Below are 20,277 nucleotides of genomic sequence, written 5' to 3' on the forward strand. Positions count from 1 at the left end.
GATTCATTAGGCTATACTGCCGATTTGCCAATGATTAACAATTAAGTAAGGAGCCTTTATGACACGAATAAAAAAGACATTAGTTAAATTTAGTTTAACAACACTCGCCGCATTAATGATTTCAGCTTGTGGAAGTAGTGGGGGAGGAAGTAACAGTGATCCGCAACCAATAACGCCAACACAGCCGAATCAATCAAACGTTGAACCTTCACAACCGGCACAACAACCGGACGTAGTAAATCCTGAAGCGCCCCCACCCACAACCGGATGAAAAAAACGATCAAAACGCCAATTCTACTGAACCACAACCATCTAAGCCAGTACAACCATTAACACGGGTAGAGGCGCCTGCTCATTCGGTGGATAAGCGACCTGCAGGATACTTAATCCCTAAGGCGGAGGGTAATGTTCAAGAACTATTTACGACAGCATCTTCTGAAGATAATTTCAATGTGATTAATGTTGAAGGTAAATCTATTACACTTATACCACTGAATGTCTATGGTTCAATTTCAACGATTATTGATGCAACAAAATTTCGTTATGTGGGTGGAGGTCAAACTACTCGTTTGGGTTTTGTCGCCGATAAAGACTTGCAAAATCAATATTTGGTCGCTTACGGTGTAAACCTGACAAACAATATGCCAACCTCCGGATCTGCGACTTATGAAGGTATTGGCGTTCATACTTACTCTAGTACAGACAAAGGCATCATTGATGATTTTGTTCAAACAAAAGCTAAATTTACGGCTAACTTCTCAGATAAAACCTTATCAGGTCACTTAACCACTAAGAGTAATAACGTTATTGATATTTCCGCTGACATCAATGGTAATCAATTCTTCGGTGAAAGTTCAGCGGGGACGATAACAGAGGGGCGATTCTACGGTGATAATGCCGGTGAACTAATAGGTAGTTACATCAATCCTAAAGAAACCTACCTTGGTGTGTATGGCGCGCAAAAAAAATAATTTTTCCTCCTTACGCTCATTTAATAAAGCAAGCATTGCGCTTGCTTTATTTCTATCCTGATATAATACAAAATGAAATTGACGAAAACTTTATTAGCCTCGCTATTGGGTGTCGTATTTTCTGCCGTTGTGCAAGCTGAAATAGCACAATCGAAAAATGACTTAACCCATGATCGCCTTCAGGTCGCCGCACCAAAACTCAACGAACAAGTACCAAATGTCGCAAAAGAAGAAAAATCGATCCTTTCAGTAACCAAAGAACAATTAGCTCAATATCCTGATTTAATCGTTCGAGGAATGGTTCCGGCAGTGTTGCAAAACAACGGCGAAGTGGTGGAATTATTGCTACCGCTTTATCAAAATTTGCCTGAAAAAGATCCTGTACTATTTGAATGGGCGAAAGCAATTTACGCCCGCCGACAGGGTGATACTGGGCAAGCAGTACAACGTTATCGTTCGCTTTTTAGCCAACATTCCGATATTCTTCCATTGCGTTATCAACTAGCCCAAGTACTCTTTCTAAATAATGACAATGAAGCAGCAAAAGACCAATTCCAAAAACTGCGTGCCGAAAATATTTCCCCTGAAATGGTGGTTGTGATTGATGAATATCTCTCGGCTTTAAACAAACGAAACCAATGGAAAGTGAACGGGGGGGTGAGTTATTTAAATGAATCAAACATCAATAACGCGCCTAAATCCGGCACAAAAATTGGCAATTGGAATGCTTGGGAAAAAGAAAGTGCGCAGGGTTTTTCCTACGCTTTAAATGCAGAGAAAAAATGGTCTTGGGCGAATAATCTCTACACCAAACTGCAATTTGAAGGCCAAGGGCGATATTTTTGGAATAACAAAAAATACAATGAATTCACCTTTCGTGTGGGGACTGGGGTAGGTTATCAAACTGCACGTTTTGAAACCTCACTTATGCCCTTTATGGAAAAACGTTGGTATGGCGGTGGTTCATCGGGCAGTAATTCATTAAAACAATATTCAAAAAATTCTGGGCTACGATTAGAGGCAAATTATTGGCTCAATGAAAAATGGCAAATTTCGACCGCACTTGAGTATGGCGAACAGCGTTATGATTGGCGAAAACATCTCAATGGCAATAATTATCTTTGGTCCAACAGCCTGCTTTATGTTCCAAAGAGCGGGCAATATTGGCTGGCAGGGCTCGATTACAACCGTGAAAATACGAGAGATCGAGATAATGCCTACCAACGCAAGAATATGCGTCTTACTTGGGGGCAAGAATGGCCGTGGGGAATTTCTTCCCGTTTAACCCTTGCTTATGCAAGACGAACTTATAAAGATATTGATTTTTTTCAAATTCGTCAGAAAAATGATGAATATTTTACTTCCGTCACTTTATGGCATCGTGATGTTTATTTTTGGGGAATAACGCCAAAAATAACTTGGACTTATCAAAAAATAAACAGCAATCATCCCTTTTATCGTTATGATAAAAGCCGTGTTTATTTAGAAATGAGCAAAACCTTTTAAGGAGATTTTTGATGACGCTCACACAACGGTACAAACAAGCCGCTAAGGAAGCAAAATGGGCATTTGGGCTTACCCTGTTATATGTGGTTGGCTGGTGTTTGTGTGCTTACTTACCGAAAGAAACCCAAGGGCCTATTGGTTTTCCCCTTTGGTTTGAGCTTTCCTGCATTTACTTACCGATTTTGTTTTGCGTTGTCGGTTATTGGGTGGTTAAAATTGTTTATCTGGATATTTCCTTAGATATTGAGGATAAAGGAGATAGCCGGTGAACCTTGGTATTATTTTTCCTTTAATTCTCTATCTTGCCTTTGTATTTGGTGCGGCGATCTATGCTTATGTGAAACGAACCAAAGGGGATTTTTTAACGGAATATTATGTGGGCAACCGTTCGATGACAGGTTTCGTTCTGGCTATGACAACGGCGTCCACCTATGCCAGTGCAAGTTCTTTTGTCGGTGGGCCGGGGGCGGCTTATAAATATGGATTAGGTTGGGTATTGCTTGCCATGATCCAAGTGCCGGCGGTGTGGCTTGCTTTGGGCGTATTAGGCAAAAAATTTGCCCTCCTTTCACGGGAAACCCATGCGCTCACGCTTAATGATCTGTTTCTTTATCGTTATAAAAACAAATATCTCGTTTGGCTTTCTAGTCTAGCGTTGTTACTCGCCTTCTTTGCGGCAATGACGGTGCAATTTATCGGTGGGGCAAGATTACTTGAAACCACCATTGGGATTTCTTACACACAAGCGCTTTTACTGTTTGCCTTTACCGTGGGGATTTATACCTTTATTGGTGGTTTTCGTGCGGTGGTACTCACCGACACCATTCAAGGAACGGTGATGATTATTGGTACGGTTATTTTACTTGGTGGTACAATCTATGCCCTTGGCGGCGTGGAAAGTGCGGTCAATAAATTAACGGAAATTGATCCGGCATTAGTCAGTCCTTATGGCCCGAATGAAATGCTCGGTTTTCAATTCATGGCCTCCTTTTGGGTGTTGGTCTGTTTTGGTGTGGTGGGATTGCCACACACTGCAGTGCGTGCCATGGCATTCAAAGATAGTAAAGCCTTACATCGTGGCATGCTAATTGGTACCATGGTGCTTTCCTTTATTATGTTCGGAATGCATTTAGCCGGGGCATTAGGGCGGGCGATTATACCGGATTTAACCATTGCGGATCAGGTGATTCCTACCCTCATGTTGCAGGTGCTGCCACCGATTGTGGCAGGCATTTTCTTAGCTGCCCCCATGTCTGCCATTATGTCCACCATTGATGCGCAACTTATTCAATCATCGTCAATTTTTATTAAAGATTTATATCTTGCCGCCAAACCGAATGCGGCAAAAAATGAGAAAAAAATCAGTGTCTTTTCTTCAATTATTACGCTCATTTTGACCGCACTTTTAATTTTGGCAGCGCTCAATCCGCCTGAGATGATCATTTGGCTCAATTTATTCGCTTTTGGTGGATTAGAGGCGGCTTTTTTATGGGTTATTTTGTTGGGGATTTATTGGGATAAAGCCAATGCTTATGGTGCATTAAGCTCAATGATGGTGGGGTTAAGCAGCTATGTTTGGCTTACCCAATTTAATATCAAGCTCTTAGGCTTCCATCAAATCGTACCGGCATTGATCTTCGGTTTAATCGCATTTTTGGTGGGGAATAAATGGGGCGAGAGCCGTAGTGGAAAAAACAGTGGAAAAACAGCAGAAAAAATAACCGCACTTTAGGTGTTAACTGGTATGATGTGTTAGGGTGCTCTACAGGTATCCGGAATAAGATTAAATTGTTTAATAGGTTATTACCAGACACAGAAAGTGTGTCTTCACAATGAAATAAAAATCATGCTCTATCAAATTATCGCACTGCTGCTTTGGAGCAGTTCATTAATTGCCGCAAAATTCACTTATTCAATGATGGATCCTGTCCTCGTGGTGCAAGTGCGGTTAATTATTGCAATGATTTTTGTTTTTCCGCTTTTTCTACGCCGTTGGAAGAAAATTGATAAAGGGATGAGAAAACAGTTGTGGTGGCTCGCCTTTTTTAATTATACAGCGGTTTTCTTACTACAATTTATCGGTTTGAAATATACCTCAGCTTCCAGTGCTGTTACGATGATTGGGCTTGAGCCTTTACTCGTTGTGTTTGTGGGGCATTTCTTTTTTAAAGACAAGGCAAAATGGTTTCATTGGCTCTTCGGTGCTTTCGCCTTTTTCGGGGTGGCGGTGATGATCAACGGCGGACAACACAATGAAGGAATTAATGAAATTAGCCTATTCGGCTGTTTATTAGTGTTAGCTGCCGGCATCATTTTCGCCTGTGTATTACGTTGGACACAATCCGTCATTGCAAAAATCTCTACCCAGGCTTATACCTCGGCAACCATTGTATTGGGAACAATAACGACTTTGCCATTCACCTTCCTACTAACTGAAACTTGGGAAGTTAACCTCAATGGATACGGCATTATCGGGTTATTTTATCTCGCCATCGGTTGCAGTTGGCTGGCCTATTGGCTATGGAATAAAGGCTTAAATACGGTAAATGCCAATCTTTCCGGCATTTTAGTTTCCCTTGAGCCGTTATTCGGTATTTTATTTGCCGTCGTTCTACTGGGTGAAACCCTTTCATTTTCTACCCTAGTCGGCATCGTAATGATTATGTTTGCCACCCTAGGCTCAACCTTACTGCCGAAATTATTGAAAAAATCGGTATAATGCCCCTTCTCATTTAGGAAAAATAGCGTGAAAAAAATTGATCAACAGAGCCTAGAAAATGCTTATCGTTTGTTTGAAAGTGGTGATATTCATCAAATTGAAATCGGCTCAACAAAAGGCTTACAACAAATTCATCAATATCTTTTTGGCGGACTTTATGAGTTTGCCGGCATAATTCGTGAGCAAAATATCTCAAAGGGGCATTTTCGCTTTGTAAATTCCCTTTATTTAAAGGAAGCGCTCGCCAAAATTGAACTCATGCCGGAAGAGACTTTTGAGGATATTGTAAGTAAATATGTGGAAATGAATATTGCTCACCCCTTTTTAGAAGGGAATGGACGTTCAACAAGGATCTGGCTTGATTTAATTCTTAAGAAAAACTTAGGTAAAGTTGTCAATTGGCAACATATTGATAAAACACAATATTTACAAGCGATGGAACCTAGTCCAATTAACGATTTAGAAATTCGTTTTCTATTACAAATGAATTTAACCAGTGATGTTGATAATCGAGAAATCATTTTTAAAGGAATTGAACAATCTTACTATTACGAAGGTTATGAAAAAGACTAATTGAATAAGGAAAAGATATGGCTTGGATTCAAATTCGCCTGAATAGCACTAATGAAAAAGCAGAAAAAATCAGTGATTTCCTAGAAGAAATCGGTTCGGTATCCGTTACTTTTATGGACAGCCAAGATACCCCTATTTTTGAACCCTTGCCCGGTGAAACCCGTCTTTGGGGCAATACCGATGTGATCGCTTTATTTGATGCACAAACCGATATGGCAGAAATTGTCGATTTACTGAAACAAGCTGGGCATTTAGATGAGCATACCGCTTATAAAGTCGAACAAATTGAAGACAAAGATTGGGAGCGGGAATGGATGGATAATTTCCATCCAATGCGGTTTGGCCAGCGTTTATGGATTTGCCCAAGTTGGCGAGAAGTACCGGATGAAAATGCCGTCAATGTGATGTTAGACCCCGGCCTTGCATTTGGTACGGGCACGCACCCGACAACCGCCCTTTGTTTAGAATGGTTAGACGGATTGGATTTAAAAGGCAAAACCGTCATTGATTTCGGTTGTGGTTCGGGTATTTTAGCTATTGCAGCATTAAAACTGGGAGCAAAAAGTGCGATTGGCATTGACATCGATCCGCAAGCCATTCTTGCCAGCCGTAATAATGCGGAACAAAATGGTGTGGCGGATCGTTTACAACTCTTTTTATCGGATGAAAAACCGGAAAATCTAAAAGCAGATGTTGTTGTTGCCAATATTCTTGCCGGCCCCTTAAAAGCGCTTTACCCCGTGATTAGCCAACTTGTTAAAGAAAACGGCCATTTGGGTTTATCCGGTATTTTAGAAAGCCAAGCCCCATCAGTTTGTGAAGCCTACGCACAAACCTTTCGCTTAGAGCCTGTTGCTGTACGCGAAGAATGGTGCAGAATTACAGGTAAGACCAGGTAATCGTTTGCATGGACGTTGGTAAAGGGAATGTTTCTTCTCATTATTTCCATTTATCAGTGTCTATTTTACTCAAACTATCCGTCTTATCTTATTCCATTGCGCTTTTGTTCTGTGTTATAGAACAAAACGAATGAATGACGATTATCAAATCATCACTCAAAGATGACATTCTTATTAAGTGATGTGACCTCTTGCTAGAAGCAATGAGGTTTTATCACTCGGAATAAGGCGTTTTTTTGAGCAACTTTCCCTTGCAAACTCAAGCAAAATGCGTATCATAGCACGCCTTGTCGGTTGTTGCCTCATTTCACCATAATGCGGGCAGCAACGCTGGGGTTAGGCTTGTAAGGGTGGTAGAGGTGAAAATCGGTTCATACCAATTGAAAAATCGTGTTTTACTCGCCCCCATGGCAGGCATTACCGATAAGCCCTTTCGCCGCCTTTGTGCACATTATGGTGCGGGACTGACATTTTCAGAAATGATGTCCACCAATCCTCAGGTTTGGCATACGGAAAAATCTCAACTTCGTTTAGCCCATAGTGATGATCTCGGCATCAATGCCGTGCAAATTGCAGGATCTGATCCTTTAGAAATGGCGAAAGCGGCGGCCATTAATGTGGAGTACGGGGCAGAGATCATTGATATTAATATGGGATGTCCTGCCAAAAAGGTAAATCGTAAACTTGCCGGTTCTGCGCTTTTGCAATTTCCTGATTTGGTAGAAAACATTCTACGGGAAGTGATCAATGCGGTGAATGTACCGGTGACGTTAAAAATTCGTACGGGCTGGGATAAATCCCACCAAAACTGTGTGCAAATCGGTAAAATTGCCGAACAATCCGGCATTCAGGCTTTAACCATTCATGGGCGGACGAGAGAATGTCTTTTTGAAGGTGAAGCAGAATACGACAATATTCGTGCGGTAAAACAAGCCATTTCCATTCCTGTCATTGCAAATGGCGATATTGATTCCGCTCAAAAAGCAAAATCAGTACTTGATTACACCGGTGCTGATGCAATTATGATAGGTCGGGCAGCGCTTGGTAATCCCTGGCTATTTCAGCAGGTAGTGGGTTTTATTGAGCATGATTCGATGATTCAACCACCCGGTTTAAGCGAAAAGTGCGGTCAAATTTTGCATCATATTCAAGAATTACATGAATTCTATGGTGAACAAAAAGGCTATCGCATCGCCCGTAAACATGTGGCTTGGTATTTACAGGGGATTCAACCTGATTCCGTTTTTAGACAGACTTTTAACACAATCAGCCATCCTAAGGAACAACTTGTTGTGTTAGAAGAATTTTTTAATTCAATTTTGGATAGAGAAAAATGTTAGAACAACAACGTAATCCGTCTGATGCGTTAACCGTATCCGTGTTAAACGCTCAATCACAAGTAACAAACAAACCATTGCGTGATTCTGTTAAACAGGCATTACGTAATTATTTATCACAATTAGATGGTCAAGATGTCAATGACCTTTACGAATTAGTATTATCGGAAGTTGAATACCCAATGCTTGATATGGTGATGCAATATACCCGTGGTAATCAAACCCGAGCCGCCAATATGCTTGGTATCAATCGTGGTACGTTGCGCAAAAAATTGAAAAAATATGGGATGGGTTAACCCCCTCTTTCAATCAACGCCTTACTTAAAGGCGAGGTAACCTTCATTTAAGCAAATCACCTTCTCATCAACAAGGTTGAGTTTATTTATAGACCCCACAAGAAAAGCATTGTGGGGTTATTTTTTATCTATTGGTTGTGTGCGATGGTATTTTACATCACCCATTTTCTTTGATTTGAGAGCAGCCGGCTAAAGTCAATGTCCTTTCTAATAGTTTTCTTGATCTATCACAACAAATGTTCATTTTTTTCTTCATTTACCTCTTTTTGGTAGTTTCTCTTTCTAGGGGATAAATTACATAATTCAGCACCGATAAATTAGGCGAGAAATTATTCACAAAAGGCGAGAAAAATGGTCGTTGAAAACTTACCACGCAGAGCATTTTTACGGGGTAGATTTTTAACTTCATCTCAGCAAGAAAATACGCCTCGGTTTGATGCCGTTCGCCCGCCTTGGTCAATCGGTGAACGTGAATTTATTGACAAATGTACCCGTTGCAACGCTTGTCTTACAGTCTGTGAAACAAAGATTTTAATCAAAGGTGAGGGCGGTTTTCCGGAAGTTCGCTTTGACAATGGCGAATGTACTTTTTGTCAAAAGTGTGTTGAGGCTTGCCAACAACCGGTTTTCCGTTCGGTGGATGAAGCGCCTTGGGAACATAAAATTCGCATTCATGAGCATTGTTTAACACAGCATCGTATTGAGTGTCGTTCATGCCAAGATAGCTGTTCTATGAATGCCATTCGATTTCGTTTGCAAAGCGGTGGTGTGGCGCAACCTTGGGTTGAGATGGAGCAATGTAACGGCTGTGGGGCTTGTATACAAAGCTGTCCTGTGAGTGCCATTAAAATACTAAAGCATGAATAATACAAATGTAACCTTAGAAAATGCACAAGATTGGCATGTTGTTGGGCTAATTGTGCAAGGCAATCCTGAAAAATTAGCGGAAATTCAGACCGCACTTTCAGCGATTAAACATACGGAAATCCCTGTTTTTGATGAAAAAATGGGAAAACTTGTCGTGGTGATGCAATCACATGATCAACATCTTCTGCTGGATAATATCGAAAGTGTGAAAGAGATTGATGGGGTGATTAATGTATCCTTGGTGTATCACGAGCAAGATGAGCAAAAGAAATAAATTGATCAAATCAATCTGTGAGAAGGGGTGATGCAATGAATTTAAGTCGTCGAGATTTTATGAAAGCCAATGCGGCGATGGCGGCGGCAACTGCGGCGGGATTAACTATTCCGGTTAAAAACGTTGTGGCGGCAGAAACTGAAATCAAGTGGGATAAAGCCGTATGCCGTTTTTGTGGAACGGGTTGTGCGGTGTTAGTAGGTACGAAAGAGGGCCGAGTGGTCGCCTCTCAAGGTGATCCGGATGCCGAAGTAAACCGTGGTTTAAACTGTATTAAAGGTTATTTCTTACCTAAAATTATGTATGGTAAGGATCGTCTAACACAGCCAATGTTGCGTATGACAAATGGCAAATTCGATAAAAACGGGGATTTTGCGCCGGTTTCTTGGGATGTGGCTTTCAAAACCATGGCGGAAAAATTTAAAGAAGCGTTCAAAAAGAACGGTCAGAATGCCGTTGGGATGTTCAGTTCCGGTCAGTCCACTATTTGGGAAGGCTATGCGAAAAACAAACTTTGGAAAGCCGGTTTCCGTTCGAATAATGTGGATCCGAATGCCCGTCATTGTATGGCATCTGCCGCAGTGGCATTTATGCGTACCTTTGGTATGGATGAGCCAATGGGTTGCTATGATGATATTGAACGTGCTGAAGCATTTGTGCTTTGGGGTTCTAATATGGCGGAAATGCACCCGATTTTGTGGTCACGCATTACAGACCGCCGAATTTCTAATCCTGATGTGAAAGTGGCCGTACTTTCTACCTTTGAACATCGTAGTTTTGAGCTTGCCGATTATGGTTTGGTGTTCACACCTCAAACGGATTTGGCGATTATGAACTACATCATTAACTATCTCATTCAAAATGATGCGATCAATTGGGATTTTGTTAATAAACACACCAAATTTAAACGGGGTGAAACCAATATCGGTTATGGTTTACGTCCTGAAAATCCGTTAGAGAAAGACACCAACCGTAAAACAGCCGGTAAAATGTACGATTCCTCTTTTGAAGAATTGAAGCAATTGGTCTCAGAATATACCCTTGATAAAGTGCATGAATTATCCGGTGTACCAAAAGATCAACTGGAACATTTGGCAAAACTTTATGCCGATCCAAATAAAAAAGTGGTGTCTTTCTGGACAATGGGCTTTAACCAACACTCCCGTGGGGTTTGGGCAAACCACCTTATCTACAATATCCATTTATTAACCGGCAAAATTTCTATTCCGGGCTGTGGCCCATTCTCTTTAACCGGTCAACCTTCAGCCTGTGGTACAGCGCGTGAGGTGGGATCTTTCCCACATCGTTTACCGGCAGATTTGGTGGTAACCAATCCGCAACACCGTGAAACCGCTGAACGTATTTGGAAATTACCAAAAGGGACGATCTCTGAAAAAGTCGGCTTGGATACGATTGCCCAAGATCGTGCAATGCACGATGGAAAAATGAACGTCTTGTGGCAGATGTGTAACAACAATATGCAAGCGGGGCCGAATATTAATGCTGACCGTTTACCGGGCTGGCGTAAAGAAGGCAACTTCGTGATTGTTTCCGATCCTTATCCAACGGTTTCTGCACTATCAGCAGACTTAATCCTACCAACAGCGATGTGGGTGGAAAAAGAAGGGGCATACGGTAATGCAGAACGCCGTACGCAATTCTGGCGTCAGCAAGTGAAAGCACCGGGTGAGGCGAAATCTGACTTGTGGCAGTTAATGGAGTTTGCCAAATACTTCACCACCGATGAAATGTGGACGGAAGAATTACTTGCACAAATGCCGGAATATCGTGGTAAGACTTTATATGACGTGTTGTTTAAAAACGGTCAGATCGATAAATTCCCATTAAGTGAACTGGCAGAAGGTCAATTAAATGACGAATCTGAACACTTTGGCTACTACGTTCACAAAGGGTTATTTGAGGAATATGCGGAATTTGGTCGTGGACACGGTCATGATTTAGCGCCATTTGATACCTACCATAAAGCCCGTGGATTACGCTGGCCGGTGGTGGATGGCAAAGAAACCTTATGGCGTTATCGTGAAGGTTACGATCCTTATGTGAAAGAAGGCGAAGGGGTGGCATTTTACGGTTATCCGGATAAAAAAGCGATTATCCTTGCTGTTCCATATGAGCCGGCGGCAGAATCACCGGATGCGGAATTCGATTTATGGTTATCAACCGGCCGTGTGTTAGAACATTGGCATACCGGTTCGATGACCCGTCGTGTACCGGAATTACACCGTGCATTTCCAAATAATTTAGTGTGGATGCATCCACTTGATGCTGAAGCAAGAGGGTTACGTCATGGCGATAAAATTAAGATTTCTTCTCGTCGTGGTGAAATGATTTCACATTTAGACACAAGAGGACGTAATAAGCCGCCAAGAGGTTTGGTTTATACCACTTTCTTTGATGCCGGTCAGCTTGCTAATGTGTTAACACTTGATGCAACCGACCCGATTTCAAAAGAAACCGACTTCAAAAAATGTGCGGTAAAAGTGGAAAAAGCGGCTTAATATTTTTACAAGGTGAATGTATCTTGCCTTCCCCGTAAACGGGTGGAGGCAAAAAATATGTAAGAAATCAACCGCACTTTACTTCATTCTCTCTTCCCATTCACTGAGAGTGTTAATGTTGTAAAGTGCGCTCAATGATTAAAAAGAAAATGAAAAAGCCTAATCTTAATCCTGAACGCCGCCGATTTTTAAAAGAAACTGTCCGTACCACGGGCGGGCTTGTTGGCGTGGGGATTTTATTAGGATTACAACAAAATCAGAGCCTTGCTCGTGAAGGCGTGCCTTTACGCCCTCCTTTTGCGTTGCAAGATGCTAAAGCGTTTTCTGCGGCTTGTATTCGTTGTGGTCAATGTGTGCAAGCATGCCCCTATGATATGTTGCATTTAGCTTCATTATTATCCCCGGTGGAAGCAGGAACGCCTTATTTTATTGCTCGTGATAAACCATGCGAAATGTGCCCGGATGTTCCCTGTGCCCATGCTTGCCCGAGTGGGGCATTAGATCGCCATGCGACAAATATTAATGATGCCCGAATGGGATTATCGGTACTGCTTGATCACGAAACCTGCTTAAACTGGCAAGGGCTACGTTGTGATGTGTGTTATCGGGTTTGTCCTTTAATCGACAAAGCGATCACTTTGGAAAAACAACATAACCCCCGTTCAGATAAACATGCATTGTTTATCCCAACGGTTCATTCCGATGCCTGTACCGGTTGTGGAAAATGCGAACAAGCCTGTGTTTTGGAGGAAGCAGCGATAAAAATCCTGCCGATGGATTTGGCGAAAGGAATGTTGGGGAAACACTATCGTTTAGGCTGGGAGGAAAAAGCGAAAGCCGGTCATTCTCTTGCACCAAAAGAAATGATTTCCTTACCAACCCGAATGCCTGAAACCCTCGCTATGCCAGAGCCGGCTGAACCTGTGTTAGCACCGGTTTTAGGAGGGGCGAAATAATGGCAAACGCACCGAAATATGCCGGTCGTGAGGCGAGAGAGAAATGGGGCAGGTGGTATGCTCATCGCTTTTTATTTTGGCGGCGTTTAAGCCAACTCAGTATTCTTGCGATGTTTTTGAGCGGACCTTATTTGGGTGTTTGGATCTTAAAAGGGAATTACAGCGGGAGTTTACTGCTGGAAACCGTGCCTTTTAGTGATCCGCTCATTACCGCAGAAAGTCTTGCAAGCGGTCATTTGCCTGATTCGCTCACACTTATCGGTGCCGCCATCATTGTGCTTTTTTATGCATTGGTGGGGAGCAAGGTGTTTTGTGGCTGGGTTTGTCCGTTGAATATGGTGACCGATACGGCCGCATGGTTACGCCGAAAACTGGGTATTCGGCAAACGGCAAAACTCCCACGAGGATTACGCTATGGTATTTTGCTGATGATTTTAATCGGCAGTGCGTTAAGCGGAATGTTGTTGTGGGAGTGGATTAATCCTGTGGCGGCATTAGGTCGGGCCTTTGTTTTTGGCTTAGGCGCAACGGCTTGGTTAATTCTGGTTATTTTTCTTTTTGATTTATTGATTGCCGAACATGGTTGGTGTGGGCATTTATGTCCGATAGGGGCAATGTATGGTGTTATTGGCTGCAAAAGTCTTATCCGAATTAAAGTGATTGATCGTACGAAGTGCGATAATTGTATGGATTGCTACAACATTTGCCCGGAACCCCAAGTATTGCGTTCACCTTTACATGGTAAGAAAGACGAAAGCCTACTGGTGCTTTCCAAAGATTGCATTAGCTGCGGACGTTGCATTGACGTTTGTGCTGAAAAAGTATTCAAATTCTCGACTCGATTCGATCATTCAGGGGAGTGATTAATATGACTAAAAAACAATCTAAAATTTTAGTGGGATTAATGACCGCACTTTTTGCCGGTTCATTAATGGCAACAGAGGTTCAACCGGTGGGCAAAGATTTAACCCAATCACCGGAAAATGTAACACCTGCATTTCACAAAGCGCCACGCCAAAGTGAATTATCAGCGTTAAATTATGTAAACCAACCACCGATGGTGCCGCATAGCGTGGCGAATTATCAGGTGACAAAAAATGTTAACCAGTGCTTAAACTGTCATAGCCCGGAAAACTCACGTTTGAGCGGTGCAACGCGAATCAGCCCAACGCATTTTATGGATCGTGATGGGAATATTGGCTCGGATACTTCTCCTCGTCGTTATTTCTGTTTACAGTGCCACGTTTCCCAATCCAACGTAGAGCCTATCGTGCCAAATGATTTCAAACCAATGAAAGGCTACGGTAACTAAGAGGGAAGACTATGTCAGAGAAAAAACCAAACTTCATTGTGCGCTTTTGGCATTGGTTTCGTAAACCAAGCCGAATGGCGGTTGGCACGATTATTACACTGGCATTTATTGGCGGGATCTTATCTTGGGTTGGCTTTAATTATGGCTTGGAGAAAACCAACACCGAGCAGTTTTGTGCCAGTTGTCATATGAATGATGCCTATCCGGAGTATCTTCACAGTGCTCATTATCAAACCCGTACCGGTGTGGGGGCGAGCTGTCCGGATTGCCATGTACCGCATGAATTCGGGCCAAAGATGAAACGTAAAATCATTGCGGCAAAAGAGGTGTATGCACATTATACGGGCAAAGTGGATACCTTAGAGAAATTTAACGCCCACCGTTTGGAAATGGCAGAAAGAGAATGGGCAAGAATGAAAGCCAATGATTCTCAAGAATGTCGTAATTGCCATAATGTGGAGCGAATGAATTTTAGTGAGCAACGACCTGTTGCTGCGAAAATGCATGAGAAAATCAAAACAGAAGGCAAAACCTGTATTGATTGCCATAAAGGTATAGCACACCAATTACCGGATATGCGAGAAGTAGAATCCGGTTTCAAAAAAGACGCTCAGTCAAAATAAAAACTTCGTTTATAAAAAATCGGCATCCATTATTGGTGCCGATTTTTTGTGTGATGACATCAATTTATATAAAACAGGGTTTATTGAGCAAAATACCATTTTGCTAACAAAATACCGCTGTTGACGGCAATATTCAGCCCACTTTTGAGTGGATTACTTAAAGATAAGCGAAGATTGAGGTCTTGATTTTCGTATAAATCAGCGGTGTGCGTTTCGCTTAGTAAAAAAACGACTTTCCGATGAAATTGCACTTGATCGAGAGGCTGTCCTGCTTTGTCTTGTGCAATATGTACCACTTGGTAACCGGCTTGGCGAAGTTGTTGCAATGCTGATTCGCTGTCCAAACATTCCAATAAACGGAGGTGTTCTGCCCCGCCTTCTGCAACACGCATTGCCGCTGAAGAATAGATTGTTTCGGGATGGGCAGTAATCAGATTTTTTACCCCATAAAAGGCACAGGTACGCAATACGCCCCCGATATTTTGAGCATTATTGACCTTATCCAACAAAACTAAGACATCTTCCTGACGGGGAATTGCCAAATAGCCCGCTAAGGTGAAAGGACGTGGTTTTTTCACCAACATACAAATGCCAGCGTGGTGTTCTGTGCCACTGACAAGGGATAGCTCTTTGTCATCTACGATGTGATAAACTTTTTTGTTTGCTGCTAAATAACGCAATATTTCGCCGATCTTATGGGACATTTGCACCGTCGCCCAAATTCGCACAATGTTTTCCGGACGCTGTGCAAACAATTCCAAACAGGCATTTTCACCACAGACTTTCATTTCTTCTGCCCGATTTTTCTTGATTTTTTCCGGGGCTCGGGGAGAAAGTGGGCCGGTTTTCTTTTCTTTAGGCTTATTCTCGCTCTTCCGACTTTTTATCACGACTTTTACTTGATTTTGTTCACCCTTATCTTTAGAAGGCGCTTTGTTGAGAGAAAGCGTTTCAATATGCGGTTCGTGCACTTTGCTTTGAAGATGAGTTTTATCACGTTGGTTATCAAAGTGCGGTCGATTTTGACGGTATTTTTCATCGTTTTGGCGATCTTCAACAGACGGAGAACGTGCACCTTTAGGACGACGTTCTTGAAAAATTTTGTCAGAATGGGATTGAAAAGTGGGTTTGCGGGAATGGTTCATGCTCTGTTACTCAGGAAATTTTTGTCTAAAAAATAGTCAAAAAATATGAAAATTTGTGAGCATTATAACGAAAAAAAACCTTTTTTCTATTAATCCTAAGAGGAAATATTGTAAACTAGCCGCTCCTTAGAAATTGTAGGATAGATTATGTTAATCAATAAAGTAAAACGTACTGAGCAAAAGCTCCAAAATTTGCCTTTTTTACCCTTAGAAAAAGCGCAGGTTGAGTTTTTGTTTAGTCCGGTTGAATTTAAAGCACAACTAATTGAATTAATTAGAAATTCTAAAAAACGCATTTATGTCACCGCACTTTATTGGCAAAAAGATGAAGCAGGGCAAGAGATTCTTGACGAAATTTATCGCATAAAACAAGAGCACCCTGAATTGGATGTCAAAATTCTTGTCGATTGGCATCGGGGTCAACGCAACCTACTCGGGGCGGAAAAATCGGCAACCAATGCCGATTGGTATGTGGAACAGCGTCAAACTTACCAGCTTTCAGAGGATCCGAATATGTTTTTTGGGGTACCGATTAATACCCGTGAAGTGTTCGGTGTTTTACATATCAAAGGATTTATTTTTGATGATACGGTACTTTATAGCGGTGCGAGTATTAACAACGTTTATTTACAACAAGGTGATAAATACCGCTATGATCGCTATCAAAAAATCACCAATCAGGCTTTAGCCGATGCGATGGTGAATTTTATTAATGATTATTTATTAGACTTCAGTGCGGTTCATCCCCTTGATGTCACAAATCGCCCTCGTACCAAGGAAATTCGATCTGCAGTTCGTGCTTATCGTAAAAACTTAGCCAATCATGCGGAGTATAGCTTGGAAAGTGCGGCCGATTTTTCCGATATTTTAAGCATTTCCCCTTTATTTGGTTTAGGCGCATCCGGCAATGAATTAAACCAAATCATTGAAGATTTATTTTTGCAGGTTCAAGAAAATTTAGTCATTTGTACCCCTTATTTTAATTTTCCTCGTACCCTGCAAAATAAAATTAGCACGCTTTTAGAGGCAGGCAAGAAGATCGAAATTATCGTTGGCGACAAAGTGGCAAACGATTTTTATATTCCACCGGAACAACCGTTCAAAATGGCAGGCGCTTTACCTTATTTATACGAAAGTAATCTCCGCCATTTTTGTGAAAAATTCCAACAAGAAATTGAACAGGGGCGATTAACAATTCGCTTGTGGAAAGACGGTGATAACACTTATCACTTAAAAGGGGTGTGGGTGGATAATCGTTATATTTTATTAACCGGTAATAATTTAAACCCTCGAGCGTGGCGTTTAGATGCGGAAAATGGCCTATTAATTCATGATCCGAAGCAAGAATTGCTGGATCAGGCTGAAAAAGAGCTTGAGCATATTCGTCAACATACGCATGTGTTAAAACATTATTCTGAGTTAGAAGCGCTTTCCCAATATCCAGAACCTGTTCAAAAATTATTGAAAAAATTTGCCCGAGTTAAAGCGGATAAATTAGTTAAAATGATCCTTTAATTGAGAAAGGGGAAAGGTTTGTCATTTCCCCTTGAGCTTCCTAGTTATTCCAACTAGACTACCCATTCTTTTTATCAACTAAAGACTACTATGCGAGTTTCCGATTTCCATTTTGATTTACCTGACGAGCTTATTGCTCGTTATCCAAAAGAAGAGCGTTCCTCTTGTCGTCTTCTGACATTAAACGGTGAAAATGGTGCTATTTCTCACCGCACTTTCACGGAGGTATTAGAGCTCATTGAGGAAGGGGATTTATTAATTTTTAACAATACTCGTGTGATTCCCGCCCGAATGTTTGGACGCAAAGCCAGTGGCGGAAAAATTGAGGTGTTAGTCGAACGGATGTTGGATGAGCACCGTTTTCTTGCCCATATTCGTTCTTCAAAATCACCAAAGGAAGGGGCTGAGTTAATTTTAGGGGAGGATAAACTGGGAGAAAATCACGGTATTTCTACGGTAATGACGGCACGTCATGGCAGCCTTTTTGAAGTGGAATTAAAGGATAAAACCACCACAGTTTTAGCGGTGTTACAACAAATTGGACATATGCCATTGCCGCCCTATATTGATCGCCCTGATGAAGAAGCGGATCAAGAATGTTACCAAACCGTTTACAGCAAAGTACCGGGAGCAGTAGCCGCCCCCACTGCGGGCTTGCATTTTGATGATGAACTGTTGGCAAAACTTCAAGCTAAAGGCGTCAATTTTGAATTTGTGACACTCCATGTGGGGGCGGGGACATTTCAGCCGGTTCGTGTAGAAAATATTGAAGATCATATTATGCACGCCGAATATGTGGAGCTTTCACAAGAAGTGTGCAATGCCATTATTGCTACCAAAAAAGCGGGAAAGCGTGTGATTGCGGTGGGGACGACTTCCGTTCGATCGATTGAAACCGCAGCCTTGTCTGCAGAAGAAAACGGTAATTCGGATTTGATTGAACCGTATTTTTCCGACACTTCAATTTTTATTTATCCGGGGAAAATATTCCGAGTGGTGGATGCCTTAATCACTAACTTCCATTTACCGGAAAGCACGCTCATCATGTTGGTTTCTGCCTTTGCCGGTTTTCGCCACACAATGAATGCTTATAAAAGTGCGGTCGAAAATCGCTACCGTTTTTTCAGCTATGGTGATGCCATGTTTATTACAAAAAATCCGAAGGTAAAGGGATTGGAATAAGTCGTTTGACTTAAAGAAAGGCAACGCCTACAATAAAAAACAAGAGATAGCGCTAACTATCTCTTGTTCCGGTAAATCTGCTTAGCCAGCGCTACCTTTTAATAGCAGGCAAAGCAGAGTAACGATGATTAGTTTAATAATAAATTTAATCATGGTTTTTATCCTTAATTGGATAGTTAAAACATTAAGGATCTACTTAAACAGCCCGTCAGGTGCCACTGGCGGACTGATTTTTCGCAGATCCGCCTCTGCTCAAAGAGCATTGAAAAAAGTATAACATAAAGCCTGTAAATTTAAACAGGCTTTTTTATTGACAAAATCTTCGAACTGTTTATTCGTTGAGGAAATGAAAATGAAATATGAATTAGACAAAACCAGCGGTAATGCACGCCGTGGTCGATTGGTGTTTGAACGTCCACAAGGCACATTTAGCGTGGAAACGCCTGCATTTATGCCGGTGGGCACTTATGGTACGGTAAAAGGGATGACACCGGAAGAAGTGCGGGCAACGGGCGCTGATATCTTATTGGGGAATACCTTCCATTTGTGGTTGCGCCCCGGACAAGAAGTGATGTGTAAACACGGTGATCTGCATGATTTTATGCAGTGGCATCGCCCAATTTTAACGGATAGTGGTGGTTTCCAAGTATTTAGCCTCGGTAAATTACGCAAAATTACTGAAGAGGGCGTCAAATTTCAAAATCCGATTAATGGCGAACGCATCTTTCTTTCCCCGGAAAAATCCATGGAAATTCAATATGATCTCGGCTCTGATATTGTGATGATTTTCGATGAGTGTACCCCTTATCCCGCCACCTTTGACTATGCCAAAAAGTCTATGGAAATGTCTCTTCGTTGGGCAAAACGTAGTCGTGATCGCTTCGATGAACTTGGCAATAAAAACGCCCTTTTCGGTATTATTCAAGGGGGGGTATTTGAGGAATTGCGTAAAATCTCTTTGGAGGGCTTAGTCAACATCGGTTTTGACGGTTATGCCGTAGGCGGATTGGCCGTGGGCGAGCCAAAAGAAGATATGCACCGTATTTTGGAATATATCTGTCCACAAATTCCGGCAGATAAACCACGCTATTTAATGGGGGTTGGGAAACCGGAAGATTTGGTTGAAGGTGTTCGCCGTGGTATCGACATGTTCGACTGTGTGATGCCAACCCGTAATGCCCGTAATGGTCACTTATTTGTCACGGACGGTATTGTGAAAATTCGTAATGCGAAATACCGTGATGACACCAGCCCACTCGATCCTCATTGCGATTGCTACACCTGTAAAAATTACACGAAAGCCTATTTATATCATTTGGATAAGTGCGGTGAGATTTTAGGCGCTCGTTTAAATACCATCCATAATTTGCGTTATTATCAACGTCTTATGGCTGAAATTCGCCAAGCAATCGAAGAAGATCGCTTTGATGATTTTGTGGTGGAATTTTACGCCAGAATTGGCAAACCGGTTCCTCCCTTACAGCTTGGTTAATATGGCTTCATGAGCGATAGGGTATGAAAAATGCGGTGATTTTCATCTTTTTCTTAACCTTGTCTGCAAGACGGGAGAGAGTGCTACATTT

Annotated in this window: 21 protein-coding genes; 20 read left to right on the forward strand and 1 reads right to left on the reverse strand. The window is 41.9% G+C overall.

All coding sequences use genetic code 11. From position 1 onward, the window contains the following. Positions 1-58 precede the first annotated feature (58 nt). The 17 genes from BKK48_RS02355 to BKK48_RS02435 all read left to right on the forward strand — a co-directional run bounded on the left by BKK48_RS02355 (position 59) and on the right by BKK48_RS02435 (position 14,852). The gene (locus BKK48_RS02355; RefSeq protein ID WP_077426604.1) at positions 59-271 is read left to right on the forward strand and encodes a hypothetical protein; all 213 of its coding nucleotides are present in this window, start codon (positions 59-61) and stop codon (positions 269-271) included. A gap of 88 nt (positions 272-359) precedes the next feature. Further along, a complete protein-coding gene (locus BKK48_RS02360) occupies positions 360-971 on the forward strand; it encodes a transferrin-binding protein-like solute binding protein (RefSeq protein ID WP_077426605.1) in 612 nt (203 codons plus the stop codon). 72 nt (positions 972-1,043) lie between these two features. Next, positions 1,044-2,477: a surface lipoprotein assembly modifier gene (locus BKK48_RS02365; RefSeq protein ID WP_077426606.1), complete on the forward strand. Its 1,434-nt coding sequence runs from the start codon at positions 1,044-1,046 to the stop codon at positions 2,475-2,477. An 11-nt stretch (positions 2,478-2,488) separates the two neighbouring features. Further along, a complete protein-coding gene (locus BKK48_RS02370) occupies positions 2,489-2,746 on the forward strand; it encodes a YhdT family protein (protein ID WP_077426607.1) in 258 nt (85 codons plus the stop codon). Further along, on the forward strand, positions 2,743-4,209 hold the full coding sequence (panF, locus tag BKK48_RS02375) for a sodium/pantothenate symporter (protein ID WP_077426608.1): 1,467 nt from the start codon (positions 2,743-2,745) through the stop codon (positions 4,207-4,209). The genes BKK48_RS02370 and panF overlap by 4 nt, the downstream gene beginning before the upstream one ends. A 114-nt stretch (positions 4,210-4,323) precedes the next feature. Continuing rightward, a complete protein-coding gene (locus tag BKK48_RS02380) occupies positions 4,324-5,196 on the forward strand; it encodes a DMT family transporter (RefSeq protein ID WP_077426609.1) in 873 nt (290 codons plus the stop codon). Positions 5,197-5,223: 27 nt separating this feature from the next. Next, positions 5,224-5,769, forward strand: coding sequence for a protein adenylyltransferase Fic (gene fic, locus BKK48_RS02385; protein ID WP_077426610.1), 546 nt, complete (start codon positions 5,224-5,226; stop codon positions 5,767-5,769). A 17-nt stretch (positions 5,770-5,786) separates the two neighbouring features. Continuing rightward, positions 5,787-6,668 (forward strand): 50S ribosomal protein L11 methyltransferase, encoded by an 882-nt coding sequence (gene prmA, locus BKK48_RS02390; RefSeq protein WP_077426611.1) that lies wholly within the window; start codon positions 5,787-5,789, stop codon positions 6,666-6,668. 359 nt (positions 6,669-7,027) lie between these two features. Further along, positions 7,028-8,008, forward strand: a complete 981-nt coding sequence (dusB, locus tag BKK48_RS02395) for a tRNA dihydrouridine synthase DusB (protein WP_077426612.1) — start codon at positions 7,028-7,030, stop codon at positions 8,006-8,008. Then, the gene (gene fis, locus BKK48_RS02400; protein WP_077426613.1) at positions 8,002-8,301 is read left to right on the forward strand and encodes a DNA-binding transcriptional regulator Fis; all 300 of its coding nucleotides are present in this window, start codon (positions 8,002-8,004) and stop codon (positions 8,299-8,301) included. Before dusB ends, fis begins: the two co-directional genes overlap by 7 nt. A gap of 351 nt (positions 8,302-8,652) precedes the next feature. After that, positions 8,653-9,168: a ferredoxin-type protein NapF gene (gene napF / locus BKK48_RS02405; RefSeq protein ID WP_077426614.1), complete on the forward strand. Its 516-nt coding sequence runs from the start codon at positions 8,653-8,655 to the stop codon at positions 9,166-9,168. Then, positions 9,161-9,442 (forward strand): chaperone NapD, encoded by a 282-nt coding sequence (locus BKK48_RS02410; RefSeq protein WP_077426615.1) that lies wholly within the window; start codon positions 9,161-9,163, stop codon positions 9,440-9,442. Before napF ends, BKK48_RS02410 begins: the two co-directional genes overlap by 8 nt. A 35-nt stretch (positions 9,443-9,477) precedes the next feature. Continuing rightward, positions 9,478-11,961 (forward strand): nitrate reductase catalytic subunit NapA, encoded by a 2,484-nt coding sequence (gene napA / locus BKK48_RS02415; protein ID WP_077426616.1) that lies wholly within the window; start codon positions 9,478-9,480, stop codon positions 11,959-11,961. Between the two features lie 149 nt (positions 11,962-12,110). Beyond that, a complete protein-coding gene (gene napG, locus BKK48_RS02420) occupies positions 12,111-12,917 on the forward strand; it encodes a ferredoxin-type protein NapG (protein WP_077426731.1) in 807 nt (268 codons plus the stop codon). Continuing rightward, positions 12,917-13,780: a quinol dehydrogenase ferredoxin subunit NapH gene (napH, locus tag BKK48_RS02425; protein WP_077426617.1), complete on the forward strand. Its 864-nt coding sequence runs from the start codon at positions 12,917-12,919 to the stop codon at positions 13,778-13,780. The genes napG and napH overlap by 1 nt, the downstream gene beginning before the upstream one ends. A 5-nt stretch (positions 13,781-13,785) precedes the next feature. Beyond that, positions 13,786-14,229 carry a nitrate reductase cytochrome c-type subunit gene (locus tag BKK48_RS02430; RefSeq protein ID WP_077416585.1) on the forward strand — a complete coding sequence of 148 codons (444 nt, stop codon included), beginning with the start codon at positions 13,786-13,788 and terminating at the stop codon, positions 14,227-14,229. A gap of 11 nt (positions 14,230-14,240) precedes the next feature. Then, positions 14,241-14,852 carry a cytochrome c3 family protein gene (locus BKK48_RS02435; RefSeq protein ID WP_077426618.1) on the forward strand — a complete coding sequence of 204 codons (612 nt, stop codon included), beginning with the start codon at positions 14,241-14,243 and terminating at the stop codon, positions 14,850-14,852. An 80-nt stretch (positions 14,853-14,932) separates the two neighbouring features. Here the strand turns inward: BKK48_RS02435 and BKK48_RS02440 are convergent, their stop codons facing one another. Then, positions 14,933-15,997: a TrmH family RNA methyltransferase gene (locus tag BKK48_RS02440; protein ID WP_077426619.1), complete on the reverse strand. Its 1,065-nt coding sequence runs from the start codon at positions 15,995-15,997 to the stop codon at positions 14,933-14,935. 147 nt (positions 15,998-16,144) lie between these two features. Between BKK48_RS02440 and pssA the strand changes: the two genes are divergently transcribed. The 3 genes from pssA (at position 16,145) to tgt (ending at position 20,186) form a co-directional block, all read left to right on the forward strand. Then, positions 16,145-17,512, forward strand: a complete 1,368-nt coding sequence (gene pssA / locus BKK48_RS02445; protein ID WP_077426620.1) for a CDP-diacylglycerol--serine O-phosphatidyltransferase — start codon at positions 16,145-16,147, stop codon at positions 17,510-17,512. A gap of 90 nt (positions 17,513-17,602) precedes the next feature. Beyond that, on the forward strand, positions 17,603-18,694 hold the full coding sequence (queA, locus tag BKK48_RS02450; protein ID WP_077426621.1) for a tRNA preQ1(34) S-adenosylmethionine ribosyltransferase-isomerase QueA: 1,092 nt from the start codon (positions 17,603-17,605) through the stop codon (positions 18,692-18,694). Positions 18,695-19,046: 352 nt separating this feature from the next. Further along, entirely contained in the window at positions 19,047-20,186 is a 1,140-nt protein-coding gene (gene tgt, locus BKK48_RS02455) for a tRNA guanosine(34) transglycosylase Tgt (RefSeq protein WP_077426622.1), read from the forward strand. The last annotated feature ends 91 nt before the right edge of the window (positions 20,187-20,277 follow it).

This window comes from Rodentibacter heidelbergensis (assembly GCF_002000125.1).
In the GTDB taxonomy this organism is placed as follows: Bacteria; Pseudomonadota; Gammaproteobacteria; order Enterobacterales; family Pasteurellaceae; genus Rodentibacter; species Rodentibacter heidelbergensis.

Bases quoted from the DNA above. Each gene is read 5' to 3' on its own strand.
- BKK48_RS02380 (WP_077426609.1), top strand. From the start codon at position 4,324: ATGCTCTATCAAATTATCGCACTGCTGCTTTGGAGCAGTTCATTAATT.
- fis (WP_077426613.1), top strand. From the start codon at position 8,002: ATGTTAGAACAACAACGTAATCCGTCTGATGCGTTAACCGTATCCGTG.
- BKK48_RS02430 (WP_077416585.1), top strand. From the start codon at position 13,786: ATGACTAAAAAACAATCTAAAATTTTAGTGGGATTAATGACCGCACTT.
- BKK48_RS02355 (WP_077426604.1), top strand. From the start codon at position 59: ATGACACGAATAAAAAAGACATTAGTTAAATTTAGTTTAACAACACTC.
- napH (WP_077426617.1), top strand. From the start codon at position 12,917: ATGGCAAACGCACCGAAATATGCCGGTCGTGAGGCGAGAGAGAAATGG.
- pssA (WP_077426620.1), top strand. From the start codon at position 16,145: ATGTTAATCAATAAAGTAAAACGTACTGAGCAAAAGCTCCAAAATTTG.
- napF (WP_077426614.1), top strand. From the start codon at position 8,653: ATGGTCGTTGAAAACTTACCACGCAGAGCATTTTTACGGGGTAGATTT.
- tgt (WP_077426622.1), top strand. From the start codon at position 19,047: ATGAAATATGAATTAGACAAAACCAGCGGTAATGCACGCCGTGGTCGA.
- BKK48_RS02440 (WP_077426619.1), bottom strand. From the start codon at position 15,997: ATGAACCATTCCCGCAAACCCACTTTTCAATCCCATTCTGACAAAATT.
- prmA (WP_077426611.1), top strand. From the start codon at position 5,787: ATGGCTTGGATTCAAATTCGCCTGAATAGCACTAATGAAAAAGCAGAA.
- BKK48_RS02365 (WP_077426606.1), top strand. From the start codon at position 1,044: ATGAAATTGACGAAAACTTTATTAGCCTCGCTATTGGGTGTCGTATTT.
- BKK48_RS02370 (WP_077426607.1), top strand. From the start codon at position 2,489: ATGACGCTCACACAACGGTACAAACAAGCCGCTAAGGAAGCAAAATGG.
- napG (WP_077426731.1), top strand. From the start codon at position 12,111: ATGAAAAAGCCTAATCTTAATCCTGAACGCCGCCGATTTTTAAAAGAA.
- queA (WP_077426621.1), top strand. From the start codon at position 17,603: ATGCGAGTTTCCGATTTCCATTTTGATTTACCTGACGAGCTTATTGCT.
- BKK48_RS02410 (WP_077426615.1), top strand. From the start codon at position 9,161: ATGAATAATACAAATGTAACCTTAGAAAATGCACAAGATTGGCATGTT.
- napA (WP_077426616.1), top strand. From the start codon at position 9,478: ATGAATTTAAGTCGTCGAGATTTTATGAAAGCCAATGCGGCGATGGCG.
- BKK48_RS02435 (WP_077426618.1), top strand. From the start codon at position 14,241: ATGTCAGAGAAAAAACCAAACTTCATTGTGCGCTTTTGGCATTGGTTT.